Annotated in this window: 18 protein-coding genes; 10 read left to right on the forward strand and 8 right to left on the reverse strand. The window is 71.4% G+C overall.

Annotated features, from left to right (window positions below; all coding sequences use genetic code 11):
- Positions 1-23: 23 nt before the first annotated feature.
- From IG99_RS19550 to IG99_RS19570, 5 genes are all read left to right on the forward strand, one after another.
- Positions 24-1,139, forward strand: coding sequence for a carbohydrate kinase family protein (locus IG99_RS19550; protein WP_037675928.1), 1,116 nt, complete (start codon positions 24-26; stop codon positions 1,137-1,139).
- Positions 1,140-1,277: 138 nt separating this feature from the next.
- Complete coding sequence (locus IG99_RS19555) at positions 1,278-2,351, forward strand: PhoH family protein (RefSeq protein ID WP_037675708.1); 1,074 nt, start codon at positions 1,278-1,280, stop codon at positions 2,349-2,351.
- Positions 2,352-2,364: 13 nt separating this feature from the next.
- Positions 2,365-2,862 carry an rRNA maturation RNase YbeY gene (gene ybeY / locus IG99_RS19560; protein ID WP_037675709.1) on the forward strand — a complete coding sequence of 166 codons (498 nt, stop codon included), beginning with the start codon at positions 2,365-2,367 and terminating at the stop codon, positions 2,860-2,862.
- A complete protein-coding gene (locus tag IG99_RS19565; protein WP_037675711.1) occupies positions 2,859-4,169 on the forward strand; it encodes a hemolysin family protein in 1,311 nt (436 codons plus the stop codon). Before ybeY ends, IG99_RS19565 begins: the two co-directional genes overlap by 4 nt.
- Positions 4,166-4,525 carry an MmcQ/YjbR family DNA-binding protein gene (locus tag IG99_RS19570; protein WP_037675712.1) on the forward strand — a complete coding sequence of 120 codons (360 nt, stop codon included), beginning with the start codon at positions 4,166-4,168 and terminating at the stop codon, positions 4,523-4,525. The genes IG99_RS19565 and IG99_RS19570 overlap by 4 nt, the downstream gene beginning before the upstream one ends.
- Here IG99_RS19570 and IG99_RS19575 read toward each other — a convergent pair.
- A complete protein-coding gene (locus IG99_RS19575) occupies positions 4,487-5,950 on the reverse strand; it encodes an MFS transporter (RefSeq protein ID WP_037675715.1) in 1,464 nt (487 codons plus the stop codon). The two genes, IG99_RS19570 and IG99_RS19575, sit on opposite strands and share 39 nt — an antisense overlap.
- Positions 5,951-6,092: 142 nt before the next feature.
- On the opposite strand from IG99_RS19575, the gene IG99_RS19580 reads away from it, so the two are divergent.
- Both IG99_RS19580 and IG99_RS19585 read left to right on the forward strand, forming a co-directional pair.
- A complete protein-coding gene (locus IG99_RS19580; RefSeq protein WP_051865636.1) occupies positions 6,093-6,917 on the forward strand; it encodes a helix-turn-helix transcriptional regulator in 825 nt (274 codons plus the stop codon).
- Between the two features lie 28 nt (positions 6,918-6,945).
- Positions 6,946-7,299, forward strand: coding sequence for a cytidine/deoxycytidylate deaminase family protein (locus tag IG99_RS19585; RefSeq protein ID WP_037675718.1), 354 nt, complete (start codon positions 6,946-6,948; stop codon positions 7,297-7,299).
- Between the two features lie 584 nt (positions 7,300-7,883).
- Here IG99_RS19585 and era read toward each other — a convergent pair.
- Entirely contained in the window at positions 7,884-8,852 is a 969-nt protein-coding gene (gene era / locus IG99_RS19590) for a GTPase Era (protein ID WP_037675719.1), read from the reverse strand.
- A gap of 165 nt (positions 8,853-9,017) precedes the next feature.
- Here era and IG99_RS19595 point away from each other — a divergent pair, with 165 nt between their 5' ends.
- Positions 9,018-10,328 carry an ammonium transporter gene (locus IG99_RS19595; protein ID WP_037675720.1) on the forward strand — a complete coding sequence of 437 codons (1,311 nt, stop codon included), beginning with the start codon at positions 9,018-9,020 and terminating at the stop codon, positions 10,326-10,328.
- Entirely contained in the window at positions 10,325-10,663 is a 339-nt protein-coding gene (locus IG99_RS19600; RefSeq protein ID WP_037675722.1) for a P-II family nitrogen regulator, read from the forward strand. The genes IG99_RS19595 and IG99_RS19600 overlap by 4 nt, the downstream gene beginning before the upstream one ends.
- Here the strand turns inward: IG99_RS19600 and IG99_RS19605 are convergent.
- The 4 genes from IG99_RS19605 to IG99_RS19620 form a co-directional block, all read right to left on the reverse strand.
- On the reverse strand, positions 10,557-11,570 hold the full coding sequence (locus tag IG99_RS19605) for a WxL protein peptidoglycan domain-containing protein (RefSeq protein WP_037675724.1): 1,014 nt from the start codon (positions 11,568-11,570) through the stop codon (positions 10,557-10,559). The genes IG99_RS19600 and IG99_RS19605 overlap by 107 nt on opposite strands.
- Positions 11,571-11,664: 94 nt before the next feature.
- Positions 11,665-12,993, reverse strand: a complete 1,329-nt coding sequence (locus tag IG99_RS19610) for a WxL domain-containing protein (protein WP_037675727.1) — start codon at positions 12,991-12,993, stop codon at positions 11,665-11,667.
- 197 nt (positions 12,994-13,190) lie between these two features.
- Positions 13,191-13,667 carry a hypothetical protein gene (locus tag IG99_RS19615; protein ID WP_037675728.1) on the reverse strand — a complete coding sequence of 159 codons (477 nt, stop codon included), beginning with the start codon at positions 13,665-13,667 and terminating at the stop codon, positions 13,191-13,193.
- Positions 13,668-13,859: 192 nt separating this feature from the next.
- Positions 13,860-14,732: a helix-turn-helix transcriptional regulator gene (locus IG99_RS19620; protein ID WP_037675731.1), complete on the reverse strand. Its 873-nt coding sequence runs from the start codon at positions 14,730-14,732 to the stop codon at positions 13,860-13,862.
- 119 nt (positions 14,733-14,851) lie between these two features.
- Here IG99_RS19620 and IG99_RS19625 point away from each other — a divergent pair, with 119 nt between their 5' ends.
- Positions 14,852-15,706 (forward strand): NAD-dependent epimerase/dehydratase family protein, encoded by an 855-nt coding sequence (locus tag IG99_RS19625; protein WP_037675733.1) that lies wholly within the window; start codon positions 14,852-14,854, stop codon positions 15,704-15,706.
- A 14-nt stretch (positions 15,707-15,720) separates the two neighbouring features.
- On the opposite strand, the gene IG99_RS19630 is transcribed toward IG99_RS19625, so the two are convergent.
- On the reverse strand, positions 15,721-16,980 hold the full coding sequence (locus IG99_RS19630; protein WP_037675736.1) for an MFS transporter: 1,260 nt from the start codon (positions 16,978-16,980) through the stop codon (positions 15,721-15,723).
- Positions 16,977-18,299 carry a GH1 family beta-glucosidase gene (locus IG99_RS19635; RefSeq protein WP_037675737.1) on the reverse strand — a complete coding sequence of 441 codons (1,323 nt, stop codon included), beginning with the start codon at positions 18,297-18,299 and terminating at the stop codon, positions 16,977-16,979. The genes IG99_RS19630 and IG99_RS19635 overlap by 4 nt, the downstream gene beginning before the upstream one ends.
- Positions 18,300-18,306 lie beyond the last annotated feature (7 nt).

Consider the following 18,306-nt stretch of genomic DNA (forward strand, 5'->3'; position numbering starts at 1 on the left):
GCACCACCGTCAGGGAGCGCACCGTGACCCCGTCCATCGGAGAGGACCCTCGCCACCGGCCGCAGGTCGACCCCTTGGCCGACCTGCGCACACCGGGCGACCCGCCGTGGGACGTCTACCTCATCGGTACGGTCTTCCTCGACATCATCTTCACCGGGCTCGACTCCGCCCCGGTGCGCGGGACCGAGTCCTGGGCGCGCGGGATGGGGTCGAGCCCCGGCGGTGTCGCCAACATGGCCACCGCCCTGGCCCGCCTCGGCCTGCGCACGTCCCTCGCGGCCGCCTTCGGCGACGACCACTACGGCGACTACTGCTGGGACGCCCTCGCTCAGGGCGAGGGCATCGATCTCACCCCGTCCCGCACGGTCCCGGGCTGGCACTCCCCGGTCACCGTCTCCATGGCCTACGAGGGCGAGCGCACGATGGTCTCCCACGGCCACGAACCGCCCCCCGAGGAGCCCGCCCCCGAGGACCCGCCCCTCGCCCGTGCCGCCGTCGCCTCCCTCACCCCCGGCCGGCGGGCCCCCTGGATCGCCCAGGCCGCGCACCACGGCACGCGCGTCTTCGCCGACGTCGGCTGGGACGACACGGGGGCGTGGGACCTGGCGGGTCTCGCCGACCTCGAACACTGCGAGGCTTTCCTGCCGAACGCGGGGGAGGCCATGCGGTACACGGGCGAGAGCTGCCCCCGGGCCGCCGCGCACGCCCTCACCGCACACGTGCCGGTCGCCGTCGTCACCCTCGGTGCCGAGGGCGCGTACGCGGTGGACCGGCGGACGGGGGAGACGGCCGAGGTCCCGGCGATCGCGGTGGAGGCGCTCGATCCGACGGGGGCGGGGGACGTCTTCGTCGCCGGGTTCGTCACCGGCACGCTGGCGGGATGGCCGCTCGAGGACCGACTGGCCTTCGCGGGGCTGACGGCGGCGCTGTCCGTGCAGGAGTTCGGGGGGTCCTTGTCGGCGCCGGGGTGGGCGGAGATCGCGGGGTGGTGGCGGAGGGTGCAGTCCGTCGAGGGGCAGGATCCGGTGGCGTTGCAGCGGTATGCGTTCCTGGGGGCGTTGGTGCGGGACGAGGAGGCGGCGAGGCCGTGGCCGTTGCGGAGGGCCGTGCCGACGATCGGGTTCCGCAGGTCGGCGTGAGGCTCGCGGCGATCACAGGCATCGGCACCGAAAAGCCCTACGGCGTTGTCAGTGGACCGTCGTACTCTGGATAGCGCGAGGCCGCTCTCAGCTACGCGGCCGTGAAGAGGAGGAACCGCAGGCCTTAAGCGCCGGCCCATGACTCAGACACCCACAGCTCACACCCCCGCGCAGGGGCAGGCGAGAGCACAGTTCACCGTCCCCGCCCAGCACCCCATGGTGACCGTCCTGGGATCCGGTGACTCCCTTCTGCGCGTGATCGAGACGGCCTTCCCGGCGGCCGACATCCACGTCCGGGGCAATGAGATCAGCGCGGTCGGCGCACCCGCTGAAGTGGCCCTCATCCAGCGCCTGTTCGACGAGATGATGCTGGTGCTCCGCACCGGGCAGCCGATGACGGAGGACGCAGTGGAACGCTCGATCGCCATGCTCAGGGCGAGCGAGAACGGGGAGAGCGACGGCCAGGAGACCCCGGCCGAGGTACTGACGCAGAACATCCTGTCCTCGCGGGGCCGCACCATCCGGCCCAAGACCCTCAACCAGAAGCGGTACGTCGACGCGATCGACAAGCACACGATCGTCTTCGGCATCGGACCCGCCGGTACCGGCAAGACCTACCTCGCCATGGCCAAGGCGGTGCAGGCCCTGCAGTCCAAGCAGGTCAACCGCATCATCCTGACCCGCCCCGCGGTCGAGGCCGGAGAACGCCTGGGCTTCCTCCCCGGCACCCTCTACGAGAAGATCGACCCCTACCTGCGCCCGCTGTACGACGCGCTGCACGACATGCTCGACCCCGACTCGATCCCGCGCCTCATGGCAGCGGGGACGATCGAGGTCGCGCCGCTGGCATACATGAGGGGTCGCACCCTCAATGATGCTTTCATCATTCTGGACGAGGCACAGAACACCTCCCCGGAGCAGATGAAGATGTTCCTCACCCGTCTCGGCTTCGACTCGAAGATCGTGATCACGGGTGACGTGACACAGGTCGACCTCCCGAGCGGTACCAAGTCCGGTCTGCGCCAGGTGCAGGAGATCCTGGAGGGCCTGGACGACGTCCACTTCTCCCGCCTCACGTCCCACGACGTCGTACGGCACAAGCTCGTCGGCCGTATCGTCGACGCGTACGAGAAGTACGACACCACGCACGGCACCGAGAACGGCACCCACAAGGGCGGCCGGGGCAGGCAGTCCGGGCACAAGGGGAAGTAGACACAGCAGCACCATGTCGATCGACGTCAACAACGAGTCCGGAACCGAGGTCGACGAGCAGGCGATCCTCGACATCGCCCGCTACGCACTCGCGAGGATGCGCATCCACCCGCTCTCCGAGCTCTCGGTGATCGTCGTGGACGAAGGCGCCATGGAGCAGCTGCACATCCAGTGGATGGACCTGCCGGGGCCCACGGACGTCATGTCCTTCCCGATGGACGAACTGCGTCCGCCGTCGAAGGACGACGACGAGCCCCCGCAGGGCCTCCTCGGCGACATCGTGCTGTGCCCCGAGGTGGCCACCAAGCAGGGCGCCGAGGCGGAGACGCAGCACTCCATGGACGAGGAGCTCCAGCTGCTCACCGTCCACGGAGTGCTGCACCTGCTCGGCTACGACCACGAAGAACCCGACGAGAAGGCCGAGATGTTCGGTCTCCAGGCGGCCATCGTGGACGGCTGGCGCGCGGAGAAGGGCCTGACCGGCCCGTCCCCGGCCCCGACCGTCTCATGAGCCTCCCCCTCGTCGCCGGCGCGATCGCCCTCGTCGTCGTCGCCTGGCTCGCCGCCTGCGCGGAGGCGGGCCTCGCGCGCGTCTCCAGCTTCCGCGCCGAAGAAGCCGTCAAGTCCGGGCGGCGCGGCAGCGCCAAGCTGAGCCAGGTCGCCGCCGATCCCACCCGCTACCTCAACGTCGCCCTGTTGGTCCGCGTGGCCTGCGAGATGGCCGCCGCCGCGCTCATCACGTACGGCTGCCTGAGGGAGTTCGACGGCACCGCCGAGGCCCTCCTCGTCGCGATCGGCGTCATGGTCCTGGTGTCGTACGTCGCCGTCGGGGTCTCCCCGCGCACCATCGGCCGCCAGCACCCGCTGAACACGGCGACGGCGGCCGCGTACGTGCTGCTGCCGCTCGCCAGGATCATGGGCCCCATCCCGCCGCTGCTGATCCTCATCGGCAACGCGCTCACCCCCGGCAAGGGCTTCCGACGCGGCCCGTTCGCCTCCGAGGCGGAGCTGCGGGCGCTGGTCGACCTCGCCGAGCAGGAGTCCCTCATCGAGGACGAGGAGCGCCGCATGGTGCACTCCGTCTTCGAGCTGGGCGACACGCTCGTCCGGGAGGTCATGGTCCCGCGCACCGACCTCGTCGTCATCGAGCGCTACAAGACGATCCGTCAGGCCCTCACCCTCGCCCTGCGCTCCGGCTTCTCGCGCATCCCGGTCACCGGGGAGAGCGAGGACGACATCGTCGGGATCGTGTACCTGAAGGACCTGGTCCGCAAGACGCACATCAGCCGCGACGCCGAGAGCGAGCTGGTCTCGACGGCCATGCGCCCCGCCGCCTTCGTGCCCGACACCAAGAACGCCGGCGACCTGCTGCGCGAGATGCAGCAACAGCGCAACCACGTCGCCGTCGTCATCGACGAGTACGGCGGCACCGCCGGCATCGTCACCATCGAGGACATCCTCGAGGAGATCGTCGGCGAGATCACCGACGAGTACGACCGTGAGCTTCCGCCCGTCGAGAACCTCGGCGAGGACCGCTACCGGGTCACCGCCCGCCTCGACATCACCGACCTCGGCGAGCTGTACGGCCTGGAGGAGTTCGACGACGAGGACGTGGAGACCGTCGGCGGACTCCTCGCGAAGGCCCTGGGCCGCGTACCCATCGCCGGGGCGTCCTCGCACGTCGAGCTGCCCGACGGGCGCCGGGTCCGGCTGACCGCGGAGGCCGCGGCCGGCCGCCGGAACAAGATCGTGACGGTGCTCGTGGAGCCGGACGGCAAGGTGGAGCCGCCGGAGCAGCAGGAGGCGAAAGCCGAGTGACCCCCGAGCAGCTGCGCGCCTTCTGCCTGTCCTTCAACGCGGCGACGGAGGACTTCCCCTTCCGGCCGGAGATCTCCGTGTTCAAGGTTTTGGGCAAGCTCTTCGCCCTGACGAACCTCGACGCGCGGCCCCTGACCGTCAACCTCAAGTGCGATCCGGAGGACGCGGTCCGGCAGCGCGCCGACCACCCCGGCCTGATCGTCCCCGGCTGGCACATGAACAAGCGCCACTGGAACACGGTGACGGTGGACGCCGGACTCCCCGACCAGCTCGTCCGGGAGCTGATCGAGGACTCCTACGACCTGGTCGTGGCGGGCCTACCGCGCGCGGAGCGGCTCCGCCTCGACCGCCCCTGAGACCGCCTCCGCGACCGCCGCGCGGCCCCGGAGGCCGAGGGTGACGAGGACGGCCGCCGCCAGCACGACCGCCGTGTCCACCGCCAAGACCGTGTGGAGGCCCGTCAGCAGGTCTGACGAGGTGGTGGCGAGGACGCCCAGCAGCGGGATGCCGATGGTGAGGCCGACCTGCTGGGTGGAGGTGACCAGACCGGTCGCCAGGCCCTGCTCCGCGTCGGGCACACCGGACGTGACCGTCAGGCCGTAGGAGACGATCGCGCCGAGGTGGCACATGCTCGCCAGGGAGACGGCGGCCGTGGCGAGCCACACCGACCAGACGTGGGAGTTCAGGCCCAGCAGCGCGGCGGTCAGCACACCCTGCCCGGCGAGCGAGCCGACGAGCGTGCGGCGGGCGCCGAAGCGGCCGATGACCTTGGGGGCGTAGACCCCGGCGACCGCCGACAGCACGCCCTGGAACCCGAAGACCAGCCCCGTCTCGAAGGCGGACAGGCCCAGGGTCTCCTGGAAGTACAGGGTCAGCACGAACACCACCGTAGACATCATCGAGAAGGTGACCAGGCCGCCCACGTTGCCCCAGGCCACGGTGCGTCGGCGCAGCATCGGTAGGGAGACCAACGGCGCCTCGGTGCGGGACTCGACGAGCACGAACGCCGTGAGCAGCGCCAGGCCCACGACCAGGGTCGCGATCACGTCGACGTGACCGAAACCGAGGTCGGCGGCCGTCGACAGGGCGTAGATCACCGACAGCAGACCGCCGGTGACGGTGACCGCGCCGGGCACGTCCAAGCGCGGACGCTCGGGGGTGCGGGACTCCGGCAGCAGACCGGGGGCCAGGGGCAGGACGATCAGCGCGAAGACGGCGAGCAGGCCCATCGTCGAGCGCCAGCCGAGGGAGTCGGTCAGGACACCGCCGGCCACCATGCCGACGGTGAAGCCGAGCGAGAGCAGCGTGCCCGAGACACCGAGGGCGCGATCGCGGGCCGGTCCCTCCGCGAACGTCGTGGTGAGCAGGGACATCCCGGTCGGGACGATGGCCGCCGCGCCGATCCCCTGCAGGGCGCGTCCGGTGAGGAACGACGCCGGGTCCCAGGCGAGCGTCGCCAGCACCGAGGCCGCCCCGAACAGGGCGAGCCCGGTCAGGAACAGCCGCCGGCGGCCGTACAGGTCGCCGATACGGCCGAACAGGAGCAGGAAGCCGCCGGACGGCAGCGCGAAGGCGGTGACCGCCCACTGCAACGCCGACTGGCTCATGCCGAGGTCGGCGCCGAGGACGGGCAGCGCCACGTTCAGCACGGAGAAGTCGAGGGCCACCATGAACTGGGCGGCGCACAGGACGAACAGGACGAGTTTGTCGCGCGTCGACAGCCGCGGGGTGCCGAGCGGTGAGGGTGAAGGGGAGGGTGCGGGAGTGGTGTCGATCGCCATGGGCAAGAGCCTGCGGCCGGCGGAATAGCCGTGGGGAGCGGCAGGTTGTCCTGGTGGTGACACCACCAGACACGAGGGGGACCGGTCCGTGCCCGTGGACGCGCTCAAGACCCGGCGGCGCAGCGAGCTGCGCGAGTTCCTGATGAGCAGGAGGGCCCGGGTCAGCCCGGCCGACGCCGGACTCCCGGACGGCGGCGCCCGCCGCCGCACCCCGGGGCTGCGCCGCGAGGAGGTCGCGGTGCTCGCGGGTGTCGGCGCCTCCTGGTACCAGTGGCTGGAGCAGGGCCGGGACATCTCGGTCTCCCCGCAGGTCCTGGACTCCGTCGCCCGCGTCCTGCGGTTGAGCAACGCCGAGCGTCGCCACCTCTACGTCCTCGCCGGGATGAACCCGCCCGTGCCCGAGGTCGAACCGGACAGTCGGCGTGCCATGTGCGAGGGGCTGCAGCGGCTGATCGACGCGTGGATGCCGTTTCCGGCGCACATCATGGACCTGTACTACAACTGCGTGCTCTACAACGACGCGGCCGCGATGGTCCTCGGGATGCGGCCCGGCATCACGCAGAACTGCATCGTCGACTTCTTCACCGACCCGATGTACCGCTCCCGTTCGCGGAGCTGGGAGCAGAACGCGCGCACGGTCGTCGCGCAGTTCCGGGCCGCCTGCCTGGCCAGCCCGGACGACGAGGGATTCCAGGCGGTGGTGGCCGAACTGAAGGCGGCGAGCGTGGAGTTCAGCGAGCTGTGGGAGCGGCGGGACATCGAGGAGGCCGGACAGATCCGCAAGGAGATGGACCACCCCGTGGTGGGGCTGCTGTGCTTCGAGTCCAGCGTGATGAGGCTGCCGGCCCGGCCGGACCTGTCGATCGTGCTGCACACACCGCTGGACGAGGCGGACACCGCGGCCAAGCTGGAGTGGCTGGCGTCACCGGAGGGGCGGCGCGGGGCGATGTACCCCGTGGCGGGATAGCGGCGGTGCTTGTTCGTATGCTCGTGCCATGACCGACAGCAACGCGCTCGACCCTGAGGACCGCAAGATCGTCACCCTGGCCCGTTCGGCCCGGGCCCGCAACGGTGTGCCGGAGGGGGCCGCCGTGCGGGACGAGACGGGCCGTACGTATGTGGCGGGCACCGTCGCCCTGGAATCGCTGCAGCTGAGCGCGCTGCGGACCGCGGTCGCGACGGCCGTGGCGTCCGGGGCGAAGTCGCTGGAGGCGGCGGCGGTCGTCACGGAGGCGGAGGGCGTGTCCGCGGAGGACCGGGCGGCTGTGCGGGACCTCGGGGGGCCGGAGACGCCGGTGCTGGTGGCTGGGCCGGACGGGGTGGTCCGGGTGACGGTTCCGGCGGGCTGATGTGCCGCTGGGGGCTCCGCCCGATGCGACTTCTCAGGTGCGGGTGGTTGTGCATCCTGCTCGCATGCCATCCAACAGCGCAAACGTCACCCTGACCGCCGCACCCGTCGCCAGGGACACACGCACGGCAGGTACTCACGGGCCGTGAGCACCTGCGCGTGTCCCAGGACAACTCTGGCCGTCATCGGCACAGCGTCAAGATCACTGGTGAGTTCCACGTCCGACAAGGACCGGTCGGCCAACTGGTGGCGAGACTTCGCCCGCATCGTCGGCACCCAAACGCGGCATCAAGAAGACCAAGCCATACACCCCACGGCACAACGGCAAGCCACACAGCGGAGCCGACGGAGGGCCGCCGGCCTCACTCCTGTCGGCGGGCGTCACCAACGTCCAGCCCTCCTACAACCGGCGATCGCGTCGTGAGCCGGATGACGAGTGCGACAGCACAGGTCGCGGGCGAGCTTCGGCCCTGGAGTCTCGGCGAATGTTGGCCAGTCCTTCGCCACCTCGACGTGCAGGTCCAGGCTGTATCGATGTGCGGCTTCCGTCGCGTGGCGGCGTGCCGAGGGTGGCCTCGGCCTGTCTCAGAAGCCCAGCTTGCGCAGCTGCCTCGGGTCGCGCTGCCAGTCCTTCGCCACCTTGACGTGCAGGTCCAGGAAGACCGGCGTGCCCAGCAGTGCCTCGATCTGCTTGCGGGACTTGATGCCGACCTCCTTCAGGCGCTTGCCCTTGGGGCCGATGATGATGCCCTTCTGGCTGGGGCGCTCGATGTAGACGAAGGCGTGGATGTCGAGGAGGGGCTTGTCGGCGGGGCGGTCCTCGCGGGGGAGCATCTCCTCGACGACGACGGCGATGGAGTGCGGGAGTTCGTCGCGCACGCCCTCCAGCGCGGCCTCGCGGATCAGCTCCGCGATCATGATCTGTTCGGGTTCGTCCGTCAGGTCGCCCTCGGGGTAGAGGGCGGGGCCCTCCGGCAGGAGGGGGACGAGCAGGTCGGCCAGCAGGTCGACCTGCTTGTCGCCGACAGCCGACACCGGCACGATCTCGGCCCACTCGAAGCCCAGTTCCTTGCCGAGCTGGTCGATCGCGATGAGCTGCTCGGCGAGCGTCTTGCTGTCGACGAGGTCGGTCTTGGTGACGATCGCGATCTTCGGCGTCTTCTTGATGGACGCCAGTTCCTTCGCGATGAACCGGTCACCGGGGCCGAGCTTCTCGTTCGCGGGCAGGCAGAAGCCGATCACGTCGACCTCGGCCCAGGTGGTCCGCACGACGTCGTTCAGCCGCTCGCCCAGCAGCGTGCGCGGCTTGTGCAGGCCGGGGGTGTCGACCAGGATCAGCTGGGCGTCCTCCCGGTGCACGATCCCGCGGACCGTGTGCCGCGTCGTCTGCGGCTGGTTGGCGGTGATCGCCACCTTCTGCCCGACCAGAGCGTTCGTGAGGGTGGACTTGCCCGCGTTGGGGCGGCCCACGAAGCAGGCGAAGCCGGCGCGGTGGGCAGCCTCCGACGAATCGGACGGCTTGGATGACTGGCTGCGAACGCTCATGGCGACCATTCTCCCTGATCCACAAGGCCCCACCGCACAAGAGTCCGTGCGTCCCCCCTCCCGTGAGCTCCCGGAAACCTCCACGCAACGAAACGTCACGGAAACATCCCTGTAGGCGACCGGAAACGCACGCCGGTGACCCTCTGACGAGCCCCCGGACCGTTGGAGACTCCCGTGACCCTCGCCGCCGCGCACGCAGACACCGGCGACACCGCCTGGCTGCTCGCCGCCACCGCTCTCGTCCTGCTGATGACCCCGGGCCTGGCCCTTTTCTACGGCGGCATGGTCCGCACGAAGAGCGTCCTCAACATGCTGATGATGAGCTTCGTGTCGATCGCCCTGGTCACGGTGGTGTGGCTGGCCGCCGGGTACTCGCTGGCCTTCGGCGACGACGCCGGCGGTGGTCTGATCGGTGGCCTGGAGCACGCCGGCATGTCCGGTCTCGGGCCCGACAGCGTGCAGGGCACCGTGCCCACCGTCCTCTTCGCCACCTTCCAGCTCACCTTCGCGATCATCACGGCCGCGCTGATCAGCGGCGCGGTCGCCGACCGGGCGAAGTTCGGGGCGTGGCTGGTCTTCGTGCCGGTGTGGGCGCTGCTCGTATACGTTCCCGTCGCCCACTGGGTGTGGGGCCCGGGTGGCTGGATCCTGGACAAGCTCGGCGCCCTGGACTTCGCGGGCGGCATGCCCGTCGAGATCACCTCCGGCGCCTCGGGCCTGGCCCTGTGCCTGGTGCTGGGGCCGCGGCTCGGTTTCAAGAAGGACGCGATGCGTCCGCACAATCTGCCGATGGTCATGCTGGGCGCCGGTCTGCTCTGGTTCGGCTGGTTCGGCTTCAACGCCGGCTCCGCCCTCGGCGCCAACGGTCTCGCCGCCGTCGCGTTCCTCAACACCCTCGCCGCCGGCTGCACCGGCCTGCTGGGCTGGCTCTTCGTCGAGCAGAAGCGCGACGGTCACCCGACGACGCTGGGCGCGGCCTCCGGCGCGGTCGCGGGTCTGGTCGCCATCACGCCGTCCTGCGGGTCGGTGTCCCTGCTCGGCGCGCTGGTCGTGGGCCTCGCCGCCGGTGTCGTCTGCTCGTACGCCGTGGGCTGGAAGTTCAAGTTGAACTACGACGACTCCCTCGACGTCGTCGGCGTCCACCTGGTCGGCGGGGTCATCGGCACCCTCCTGATCGGCGTCTTCGCGGTCGACACCATGACCGGCGGCGCGGAGGGACTGCTCTACGGGGGCGGGCTCGCGCAGCTGGGCAAGCAGCTGGTGGGCGTGGTCGCCGTGGGGGCGTACGCCTTCGCCGTGACGTACGGCATCGGCAAGCTGATCGACAAGACGATGGGCTTCCGGGCGGACGAGGAGCAGGAGTACAAGGGCCTGGACCTTACGGTGCACGCCGAGACCGCATACGATCACGGCGTCCTGGGCCATGGCGCCCCGGTCACCGCGTCCGTCCTCCCCTCCGCGCAGAAGGCCCAGACCAAGGCATGAAGCTCATCACCGCGATCGTCAAGCCGTACCGCCTCGAAGAGGTGAAGACCGCCCTCCAGGAGATCGGCGTGCACGGTCTGACCGTGACCGAGGCCAGCGGGTACGGCCGGCAGCGAGGCCACACCGAGGTGTACCGCGGCGCCGAGTACCAGGTCGACCTGGTGCCGAAGGTCCGGATCGAGGTCGTCGTCGAGGACGCCGACTCCGACGCCGTCATCGACGCGATCGTCAGGGCCGCGCAGACGGGGAAGATCGGGGACGGCAAGGTGTGGGCACTGCCCGTCGAGACGGTCGTGCGGGTGCGGACGGGCGAGCGCGGCCCCGACGCGCTCTGACCAGCAGCACCCCTCCCACCACCCCGGCGGCGAAGGCCAGCGCCACCACCAGCCACGGCAGCGCGAAGAAGGACGCCCCGGCCGACTCGCGGGTGTCCTTCGCGCTCGCCGTGAGCGTCACGTCGCCCCAGTCGAGCTGGGGCGCCCCGCGCCAGGGCTCACTGAGCCGTACCCGCTGCCCGGGCAGCAGCTCCGAGGGGATCCCGGTCAGGTCGCGGGCCAGGAGCGTACGGCCGAACAGGCCCTGGGCGCGCAGCTCCACCCTCGGGTTGAGGGTGACGTTGCCGGTGTTGCGCAGGGTGTAGGAGACGGTCGCCGTGCTGTCGCCCAGGCCGGGGACGAGGGGCTGGTGGTGGGTGACACGGACGCCCTCGACGGAGATCGCGGGCAGGGCGGGACCGTTCACCCGGAGGTAGACACGGGCGCCGACGGCCCGCCGTACCCCCACGGCGAGGGAGCCGTCACCGGGGGCGACGCGCTCGTCCAGGGCCACCAGCGCGCCGGGGTGGTCGCCGGGTTCGGCGCCCTCGGGCACGCGCAGCGTGAACGGCACGGTGACCGACTTGTGCGCGGGGACGGTGATCCGAGCCCTGTCGGGTTTGCCCCAGGCGCCCACGCCCCGCATCCGCTCCTTCTCCGTCCGCACGGCGAACCCGCCGTCGCGTTCGGTGTTGTACGCATCGGCCGCGTACAGGCGGAAAGTCAGCGGTTCACCGGTCTTGTTGGCCACGACGACCTTGTCCTCGATCGTCTGCCCGGGGTCGGCGGAGAGGTAGAAGTACGGCCGCTCGGAAACCCCGGAGGACACCGGGTAGACGGACCAGCTGCCGTTGTCGGCGGCGTGCGCGGGGGCGGTCGGGGCGGCGAGGAAGAGGAGCAGCAGGAGGAGGACGTACGGCTTGCGCATGGGTGCGGACCCCCACGGACCGGACGGCGGTGACGGAAGGAACGGGGCGGACGGGCGGGTGCGGACCCGTGGCGACGGGGCGCCCGTCCGCTGATCAACTGAGCGTGAGGGTCAGGACCGCCGAGTACGACCCCGGAGGCGTGAACGCGGGAACGTCGAGCGACAGCCCGGCGTCGACCGTGAACTCACCACCGGTGAGCGTGCCGTCGGGCGTGGACGCCAGGGTCGCCCCCGAACCGCCCACCGTGCCCGGCGAACCGGCCCGGCAGGTGCTGGGGCTGCCCGCCTTGGTCGTACAGGCCGGCGTCCAGCTCAGCTTCCCGGCGTCGATCTTGGCACCGGGACCGGTGAAGTCGGTGACCTTGCCGGTCAGGGACCAGCCCGCGGGTCCGCCGCGGAAGTCCTTGACGGTCACCGTGCGCAGGTCGCCCTTGGAGGCCCCGCCCTTGCCGAAGTCGACGGACGACAGCTGGACGGCGTCCCCGGCCTGCGACATGGACAGCGAGCCCGCCTTCACCGTGGTGGTGAGCTTCTGGCTGCCGTCCGGGACGGGCGTGTCGTCGATGACGACGTACGCGACCGGTCCGGCCCCCTTCTCCGCGTTCCAAGCGGAACCCTCGTACGCCACGACCCCGCTGGTCGTCTTGTCGCTGACGACCAGCGCGCCGCTGATGGCGCCCTGGGCATTGGCCGTCACGCTCGCCTTGTCCGCGGTCTGGGTGCTCCCGGACCGCCCGGCGAGGGTCACCGTGGCGCCCGCGGTGAAGCCGCTGCCGGTGACGGTCACGCTGTCACCGGGCTTGCCGGACGCCGAACCCAGGGTGATCGCCCGGGTGTTGGCGGGCGGGTCGCCGGCCGCCGTGACGGTCTCGGAGACCGGCGCGGGCGGGTTGGTGACCGTGCAGGGGGTGTCCAGCTCCAGGATGTAGCTGGTGTGGATGTTGTAGTCGCCGGGCGAGAGGGTGATCGCGCCGGACTTGGTGACCGTGAAGGTGCCGGTCATCGAGAACGACGGGAAGGCGCCCTTGCCCGGCACCGGGTCGTTCTTCCTCGGGCCCGTGACCGTGACGTCGCCGGTCTGCGCCCCGCCGAGGGTGACCTTGCCGGTCGGGGTCATGATGTCGGCCGGCAGGGCGAGGTCGGTGGGATTGCTGGCGGCGGGCTTGACCACCGTGTAGGTCACGGTGACGGTGTCGCCGACCTTGGGGCTGGTGTTGTTTACGGTGATGCGGCCGGTGGTGGTGCCGTCGATCGGCGGGATGCCCGCCATGGGCGGCGGGATGCAGTGCGTCATGTAGTCCACGTCGGCGGACTGCGCGGACACGGCGCCGGCCGGGGCGGCCAGCGCGCCACCCGCGGTGACCGCGAGCGCGGTCGCCCCGAGCAGCGACGCCAGGCGGCGTCTTCGGGTGGTCTGACCCATGGGTGCCCCCTCCTGAGGGATGCGGGCGCAGCGGCTCTTCTGCGCCGACAAGGGGCATTGACGTGGAGGCGGTGTGAGAAGTCAATGGAAGTGCGGCAGGAAAACTGACGGGTCGTCACCTTCCCTGCCGCGCGCGCTCTGTGCTCACTGGGCTCGGCCTGTGCTCAAGCTGCGCTCGGCCTTCGTTCAGCCTTCGCTCAGTCGAACACGAACGGCCCGGGCGCCTGCGGTGCCTTGGCCGTACAGGTGATGGTGATGCCCCAGACGACCATCTTCAGCGAGCCGCCGTACATCTCCAGCGTGTCGCCGGAGGCCACGGTCCCGGAGAGGGGGCCGACGGTGATGGGGGCGCCGACGGCCATCGCCGGGTTCACCTTCCCGCTGAAGACGGCGTTGCCGCCACCGGTCTTCACCAGGGTGAGTGTGGACGTGATCGAGTCCTTCGCCAGCGCGATCGGTGCCTTGATCGCGGTGGAGGTGAGGGTGAGGGTGGCGGCGGTGCCGTCCTGTGTGGCGGTGAGCGTCGCCGCTCCGCCGCCGAAGATCCCGCAGTCCGCGGTGATCGTCGCCGCCTGGGGGGTGACGGCGACGGCCGCGGGGGCGAGCGCGAGCCCGCCGAGCGCGAGCACCCCGACCGCCACTGCCGCACCTGTTCCTATTCGCTTGCCTCTCATCTGCTTCGAGCTCCCTTCGCGGGTGAGCGTCGACGGACGGCGGCCCCTGAGCAGGTGGGTGCGGACACGCTGCTCGACCGGCCGGAAAACTGACGGTCCGTCGGATCCATGGCTTCATTGATGCGCGGGGGAGAGGGGGCGGCAAGGGTGAATTCCGGACTAGTCCTACGAGGGCTTCCTACGAGGGCCGCCCTACGAGGTCCTGTCCCACGACGTCCCGTACTCCGCCGGAGACAGATCCTGAAGCCCCACCACCCGCAGCAACTCCAGCCGCTCGTACGACTCCGTGCCCGGGCGGGCCGTGTGGATGATCAGCAGCTGGTGGTGCTCGTGGCTGAGCAGGACCTGGCAGTCCAGTTCCAGCAGCCCCACCTGGGGATGCAGGAACCGCTTCGTCGCCCGGTTGCGCAGGGCCACCTGGTGCTCGTCCCACAGGCGCGCGAACTCCTCACTCGCCGCACGGAGTTCGGCGACCAGCGCGGCCGGTTCCGGATCGTCGGGGCGGGCGGCGGCCACCGCGCGCAGGTTGGCCACATGGGCCCGGGCGTGCTCCGCCCGGTCCTCCTCCGGGAACAGGGTGCGCGCGTCCGGGTCCAGGAAGTACAGGCGGACCAGGTTCCGTTCGCGGCGCGGGCGGGACAGCACATCACGGGTCAGCGCCCGGCCCATCGCGTTCTGCGCCAGCACCTCGCCGCAGTCGGTCACCACCTGCGCCGGTGTGTCGTGCAGACGGTCCAGGATCAGCATCAGCCCCGGTGGGACGTGCGCCGACGCCGTCTCGCGGCGCGGCGGCTCCTCGCCGGCCAGGTGGAACAGGTGGTCGCGCTCGTCGTCGGTGAGGCGCAGGGCCCGGGCCAGCGCCGTCAGCATCTGCCGGGACGGGCGCGGCCCACGGCACTGCTCCAGCCGCGTGTAGTAGTCCACCGACATCCCCGCCAGCTGCGCCACCTCCTCACGCCGCAGCCCGGGCGTACGGCGGCGGGCGCCAGGCGTCAGACCCACGTCCGACGGGGTGAGGCGGGCCCGGCCACGGCGCAGGAAATCGGCGAGTTCGGTGCGGTTCACCTCTCCAGCCTGGGGCAGGCCGCCCGGCTTATCCAGGGACTGCCGATCCCCTGATCCGGAGGTCTCTCCCGGTCGCGGCCACACGGCCCGAGGCTGGTCGGCGACGAGAGGAGCAGATCATGCTGACATTGGTGACGGGTACGACGGGACAGGTCGGGCGGCGCTTCGTGCCGAGGCTGCTGGCACAGGCGCGGCCGGGCGAGGGCGTGCGGGTCCTGGTGCGGGACGCGGCGCGGGCGGAGCGGTTCGCCGAGCTGGGCGCCGAGGTCGTGATCGGGGATCTGCGGGACGCGGAGGCACTCGGCAAGGCGGTGGCCGGGGTGGACGCGGTCGTGAACGTCGCGGCGGCCTTCCGCGGGGTGCCGGACGAGGAGGCGTGGGCCGTCAACCGGGACGCGGCACTGGAGCTGGGCCGCGCCGCGCTGGCCTCCGGCGTACGCCGTTTCGTGCAGGTCAGCACCGGTCTGGTGTACGGCGTCGGACGGGGCCGCCCACTCACCGAGGATGACGAGATCCGGCCCGGCGGCTCCATGTGGGGCGCCTACGCCGAGTCGAAGGGGATCGCCGAGCGGGAGCTGCTCGCGCTGGAGGGCCTGGACGTACGCGTGGGCCGGCTCGCCTTCGTCTACGGCGAGGGCGATCCGCACCTCGCCCAGTCCCTGATGTGGGCCGGGAACTGGGCGGCGACCCAGAAGCTGCACATGGTCCACCACGCCGACGTCGCCCAGGGGCTGCTGCGTCTCCTGCACGCACCGGGCGTCGACGGCCGGATCTACAACATCGCCGACGACGCCCCGGTGACGGCGGTCGAGCTGCACCAGCTCAACGGGGTCGACGTCCCGGCCGAGCTCCACGACCGCGCCGACCCCGACCCCTGGTTCCAGCTGACGTCCACCGACCGCATCCGCCGCGAACTCGGCTACCGGCCGCTGTACCCCAGCGTCTACGCGGCCCGCGAGGCCGGGGCCCTGTAGCTCCGTCCGGCAGGTCAGTCCACCCCGCGGATCCGCCCCACCAGCACCGCCCCCGCCAGCCCGATCAGGGCCGCCACCAGGTACAGCACCCGGTAACCGCCCAGGTGGCTCACGATCGGCGCGGCGAGGGCGGGCGCCGCGACCTGGGGCAGGGAGTTGGCGACATTGATGACGCCGAGGTCCTTGCCCCGGTCCAGCGCCCGCGGCAGGACGTCCGTCATCAGGGCGAAGTCGACGGAGGTGAACACCCCGAAGCCGACGCCCAGCACGGCCGCCGCGACGATCGCGCCCGGCCAGGTCTGCCACACCGTCAGCCCCGCCGTCGCCGCCGCCATCAGCACCCCGGACCAGAACACGAACGGCTTGCGCCGCCCCACCCGGTCCGACCAGACCCCCCCGACCACGACCGTGGCGAGCAGTGTCACGCCGTTCACGGCCGTCAGGATCAGCACGCCTTCGTCGGGGTCGCCGTAGTGCAGCCGGTCGCGCAGGTAGTACAGCAGGTAGAGCAGCACGAGCGCGTTGCTCAGGTTCATCAGGAACCGGGTCAGCCAGGCCCAGCCCAGGTCGGGGTGGCGGCGGGGGCTGAGCCAGAAGCCCGCCAGGAAGCCGCGCCAGGACCAGGGCGGCCGGTCCGCCTCCGCCAGCCGCAGGTCCGCGTGACGCAGCACGTACGGCAGCACGCCCACCGCCGTGAACACCGCGCACGCCACGTACCCGGCCCCGACGCCCCCGGCGACCGTCGCCAGACCCGTCCCGCCGACCACGCCCAGGATCTGCGCCGCGCCCAGGAAGCCGCCCACCGAGCCCCGCTGGAGCCGGGGCACGCGGTCCGGGACCGCCGCCGTCACCGCCGCGAAGGCCGCGTTCAGGGTGAGCTGGACCAGGCACCAGCCCAGCGCCATCGTCCACACCCCGTCCGCCGCCGAGAGCAGCAGCAGGGACAGGGCCCCGCCCGCCGTACCCGCCACGATCCATGGCGTACGGCGTCCGTGGCGGGAGGTCGTACGGTCCGACAGCGCTCCGAAGAGCGGGTTCGCCGCCAGCGACACCACCGCGCCGATGCCCGTCACCAAGGCCAGCATCGTCTCCTTGGACATGCCGGAGCCGGGCGCGAAGTCCTTGGCCTGGGAGGCGAGCAGGATCTGCAGGGGGCCGTACCAGCCCACCCAGATCGCCCCGTTGGCCAGGGAGAGGGCCGAGGTCCAGCCCCGGCCCACCCGCTCGACCGGCTCGGCGAGGGCGGCCGCCGGGACCCGGCCCGCCGTCGTCATCTCTGGGCCCGCAGCACGTCCCGGTACCAGGCGTACGACGCCTTCGGGGTGCGGGCGAGGCTCTCGAAGTCCACGTGCACCAGGCCGAACCGGCGGGCGTAGCCCTCCGCCCACTCGAAGTTGTCCATGAGCGACCAGACGAAGTACCCGCGCACGTCCACGCCCGCCTCCACCGCCCGGTGCAGGGCCCGGATGTGGCCGTCCAGGTAGGTGATGCGCTCCTGGTCGTCGACGCCCTCGTAGCTGCAGCCGTTCTCGGTGATCACGACCGGGGGGAGCCGGTCGCCGTAGCGCTCCCGGAAGCCGGTGAGCAGCTCGGTCAGTGCCTCGGGGACCACGGGCCAGCCGAAGTCCGTCACCGGGACGCCCTCGATCTCCTGGACGGAGAAGGGGAGTTCCGCCGGGATCGTCAGACCGCCGAACTCGATGTCCGCGCCCTGCGGTGCGCCCACCCGGGTCGGGGAGTAGTAGTTGACGCCGTACCAGTCCAGCGGCTCCCCGATGACCTTCAGGTCGGCTGCCACGTCCCCCGGCATCAACTCGGCGATGCCCTCGGGGTACTCGCCCAGCAGGACCGGGTCGGCGAACAGGCGGTTCAGCAGCAGGTCGTAGAAGTCGGCGGCGTCCAGATCCGCCTGCTCCCGCGACGCCGGCCAGGTCGGCCCGTGCGAGTTGGCGATCCCGATGTCCGTGGCACCGGACGCGCGCAGGGCCCGTACGGCCAGGCCGTGGGCGAGGAGCTGGTGGTGGGCGGCGGGCAGCGCGTCGAACATCAGCCGCTTGCCGGGCGCGTGCGCACCCAGGGCGTGCCCGAACAGCGTGTGCTCGGCCGGCTCGTTGAGCGTGATCCACTTCTGCACGCGGTCGCCGAGACGCTCGGCGACCAGGGACACGTACTCCGCGAACCGTGACGCCGTGTCCCGCTCCAGCCAGTCCAGCGTGACCGGCAGGTCCCAGTGGAAGAGGGTCGGGACGGGGCGGACGCCCGCCGCGCACAGCTCGTCCACCAGACGGTCGTAGAAGTCCAGGCCACCGGGGGAGTTCACCCGGGGCCAGGAGACGGAGAAGCGGTAGGCGTCCACGCCGAGGCCCTTGAGGAGGGCCACGTCCTCGCGGTAGCGGTGGTAGTGGTCGCAGGCCACCGCCGCCGTCGAGCCGTCCTTCACCCGCCCCGGCTCGGCGGAGAAGACGTCCCACACGGACGCCTCACGCGCGTCCGCCGCGCCCTCGATCTGGTGGGCCGAGGTCGAGACGCCCCACAGGAAGCCGTCCGGGAACTGGGGGATCGGGTGCGCCGCGTCGCGCGGTTCGTTCGCCATGGGCGGG

Origin of the sequence: Streptomyces griseus subsp. griseus, from assembly GCF_000720255.1 — a bacterium.
Classification (GTDB): Bacteria; Actinomycetota; Actinomycetes; order Streptomycetales; family Streptomycetaceae; genus Streptomyces; species Streptomyces griseus_I.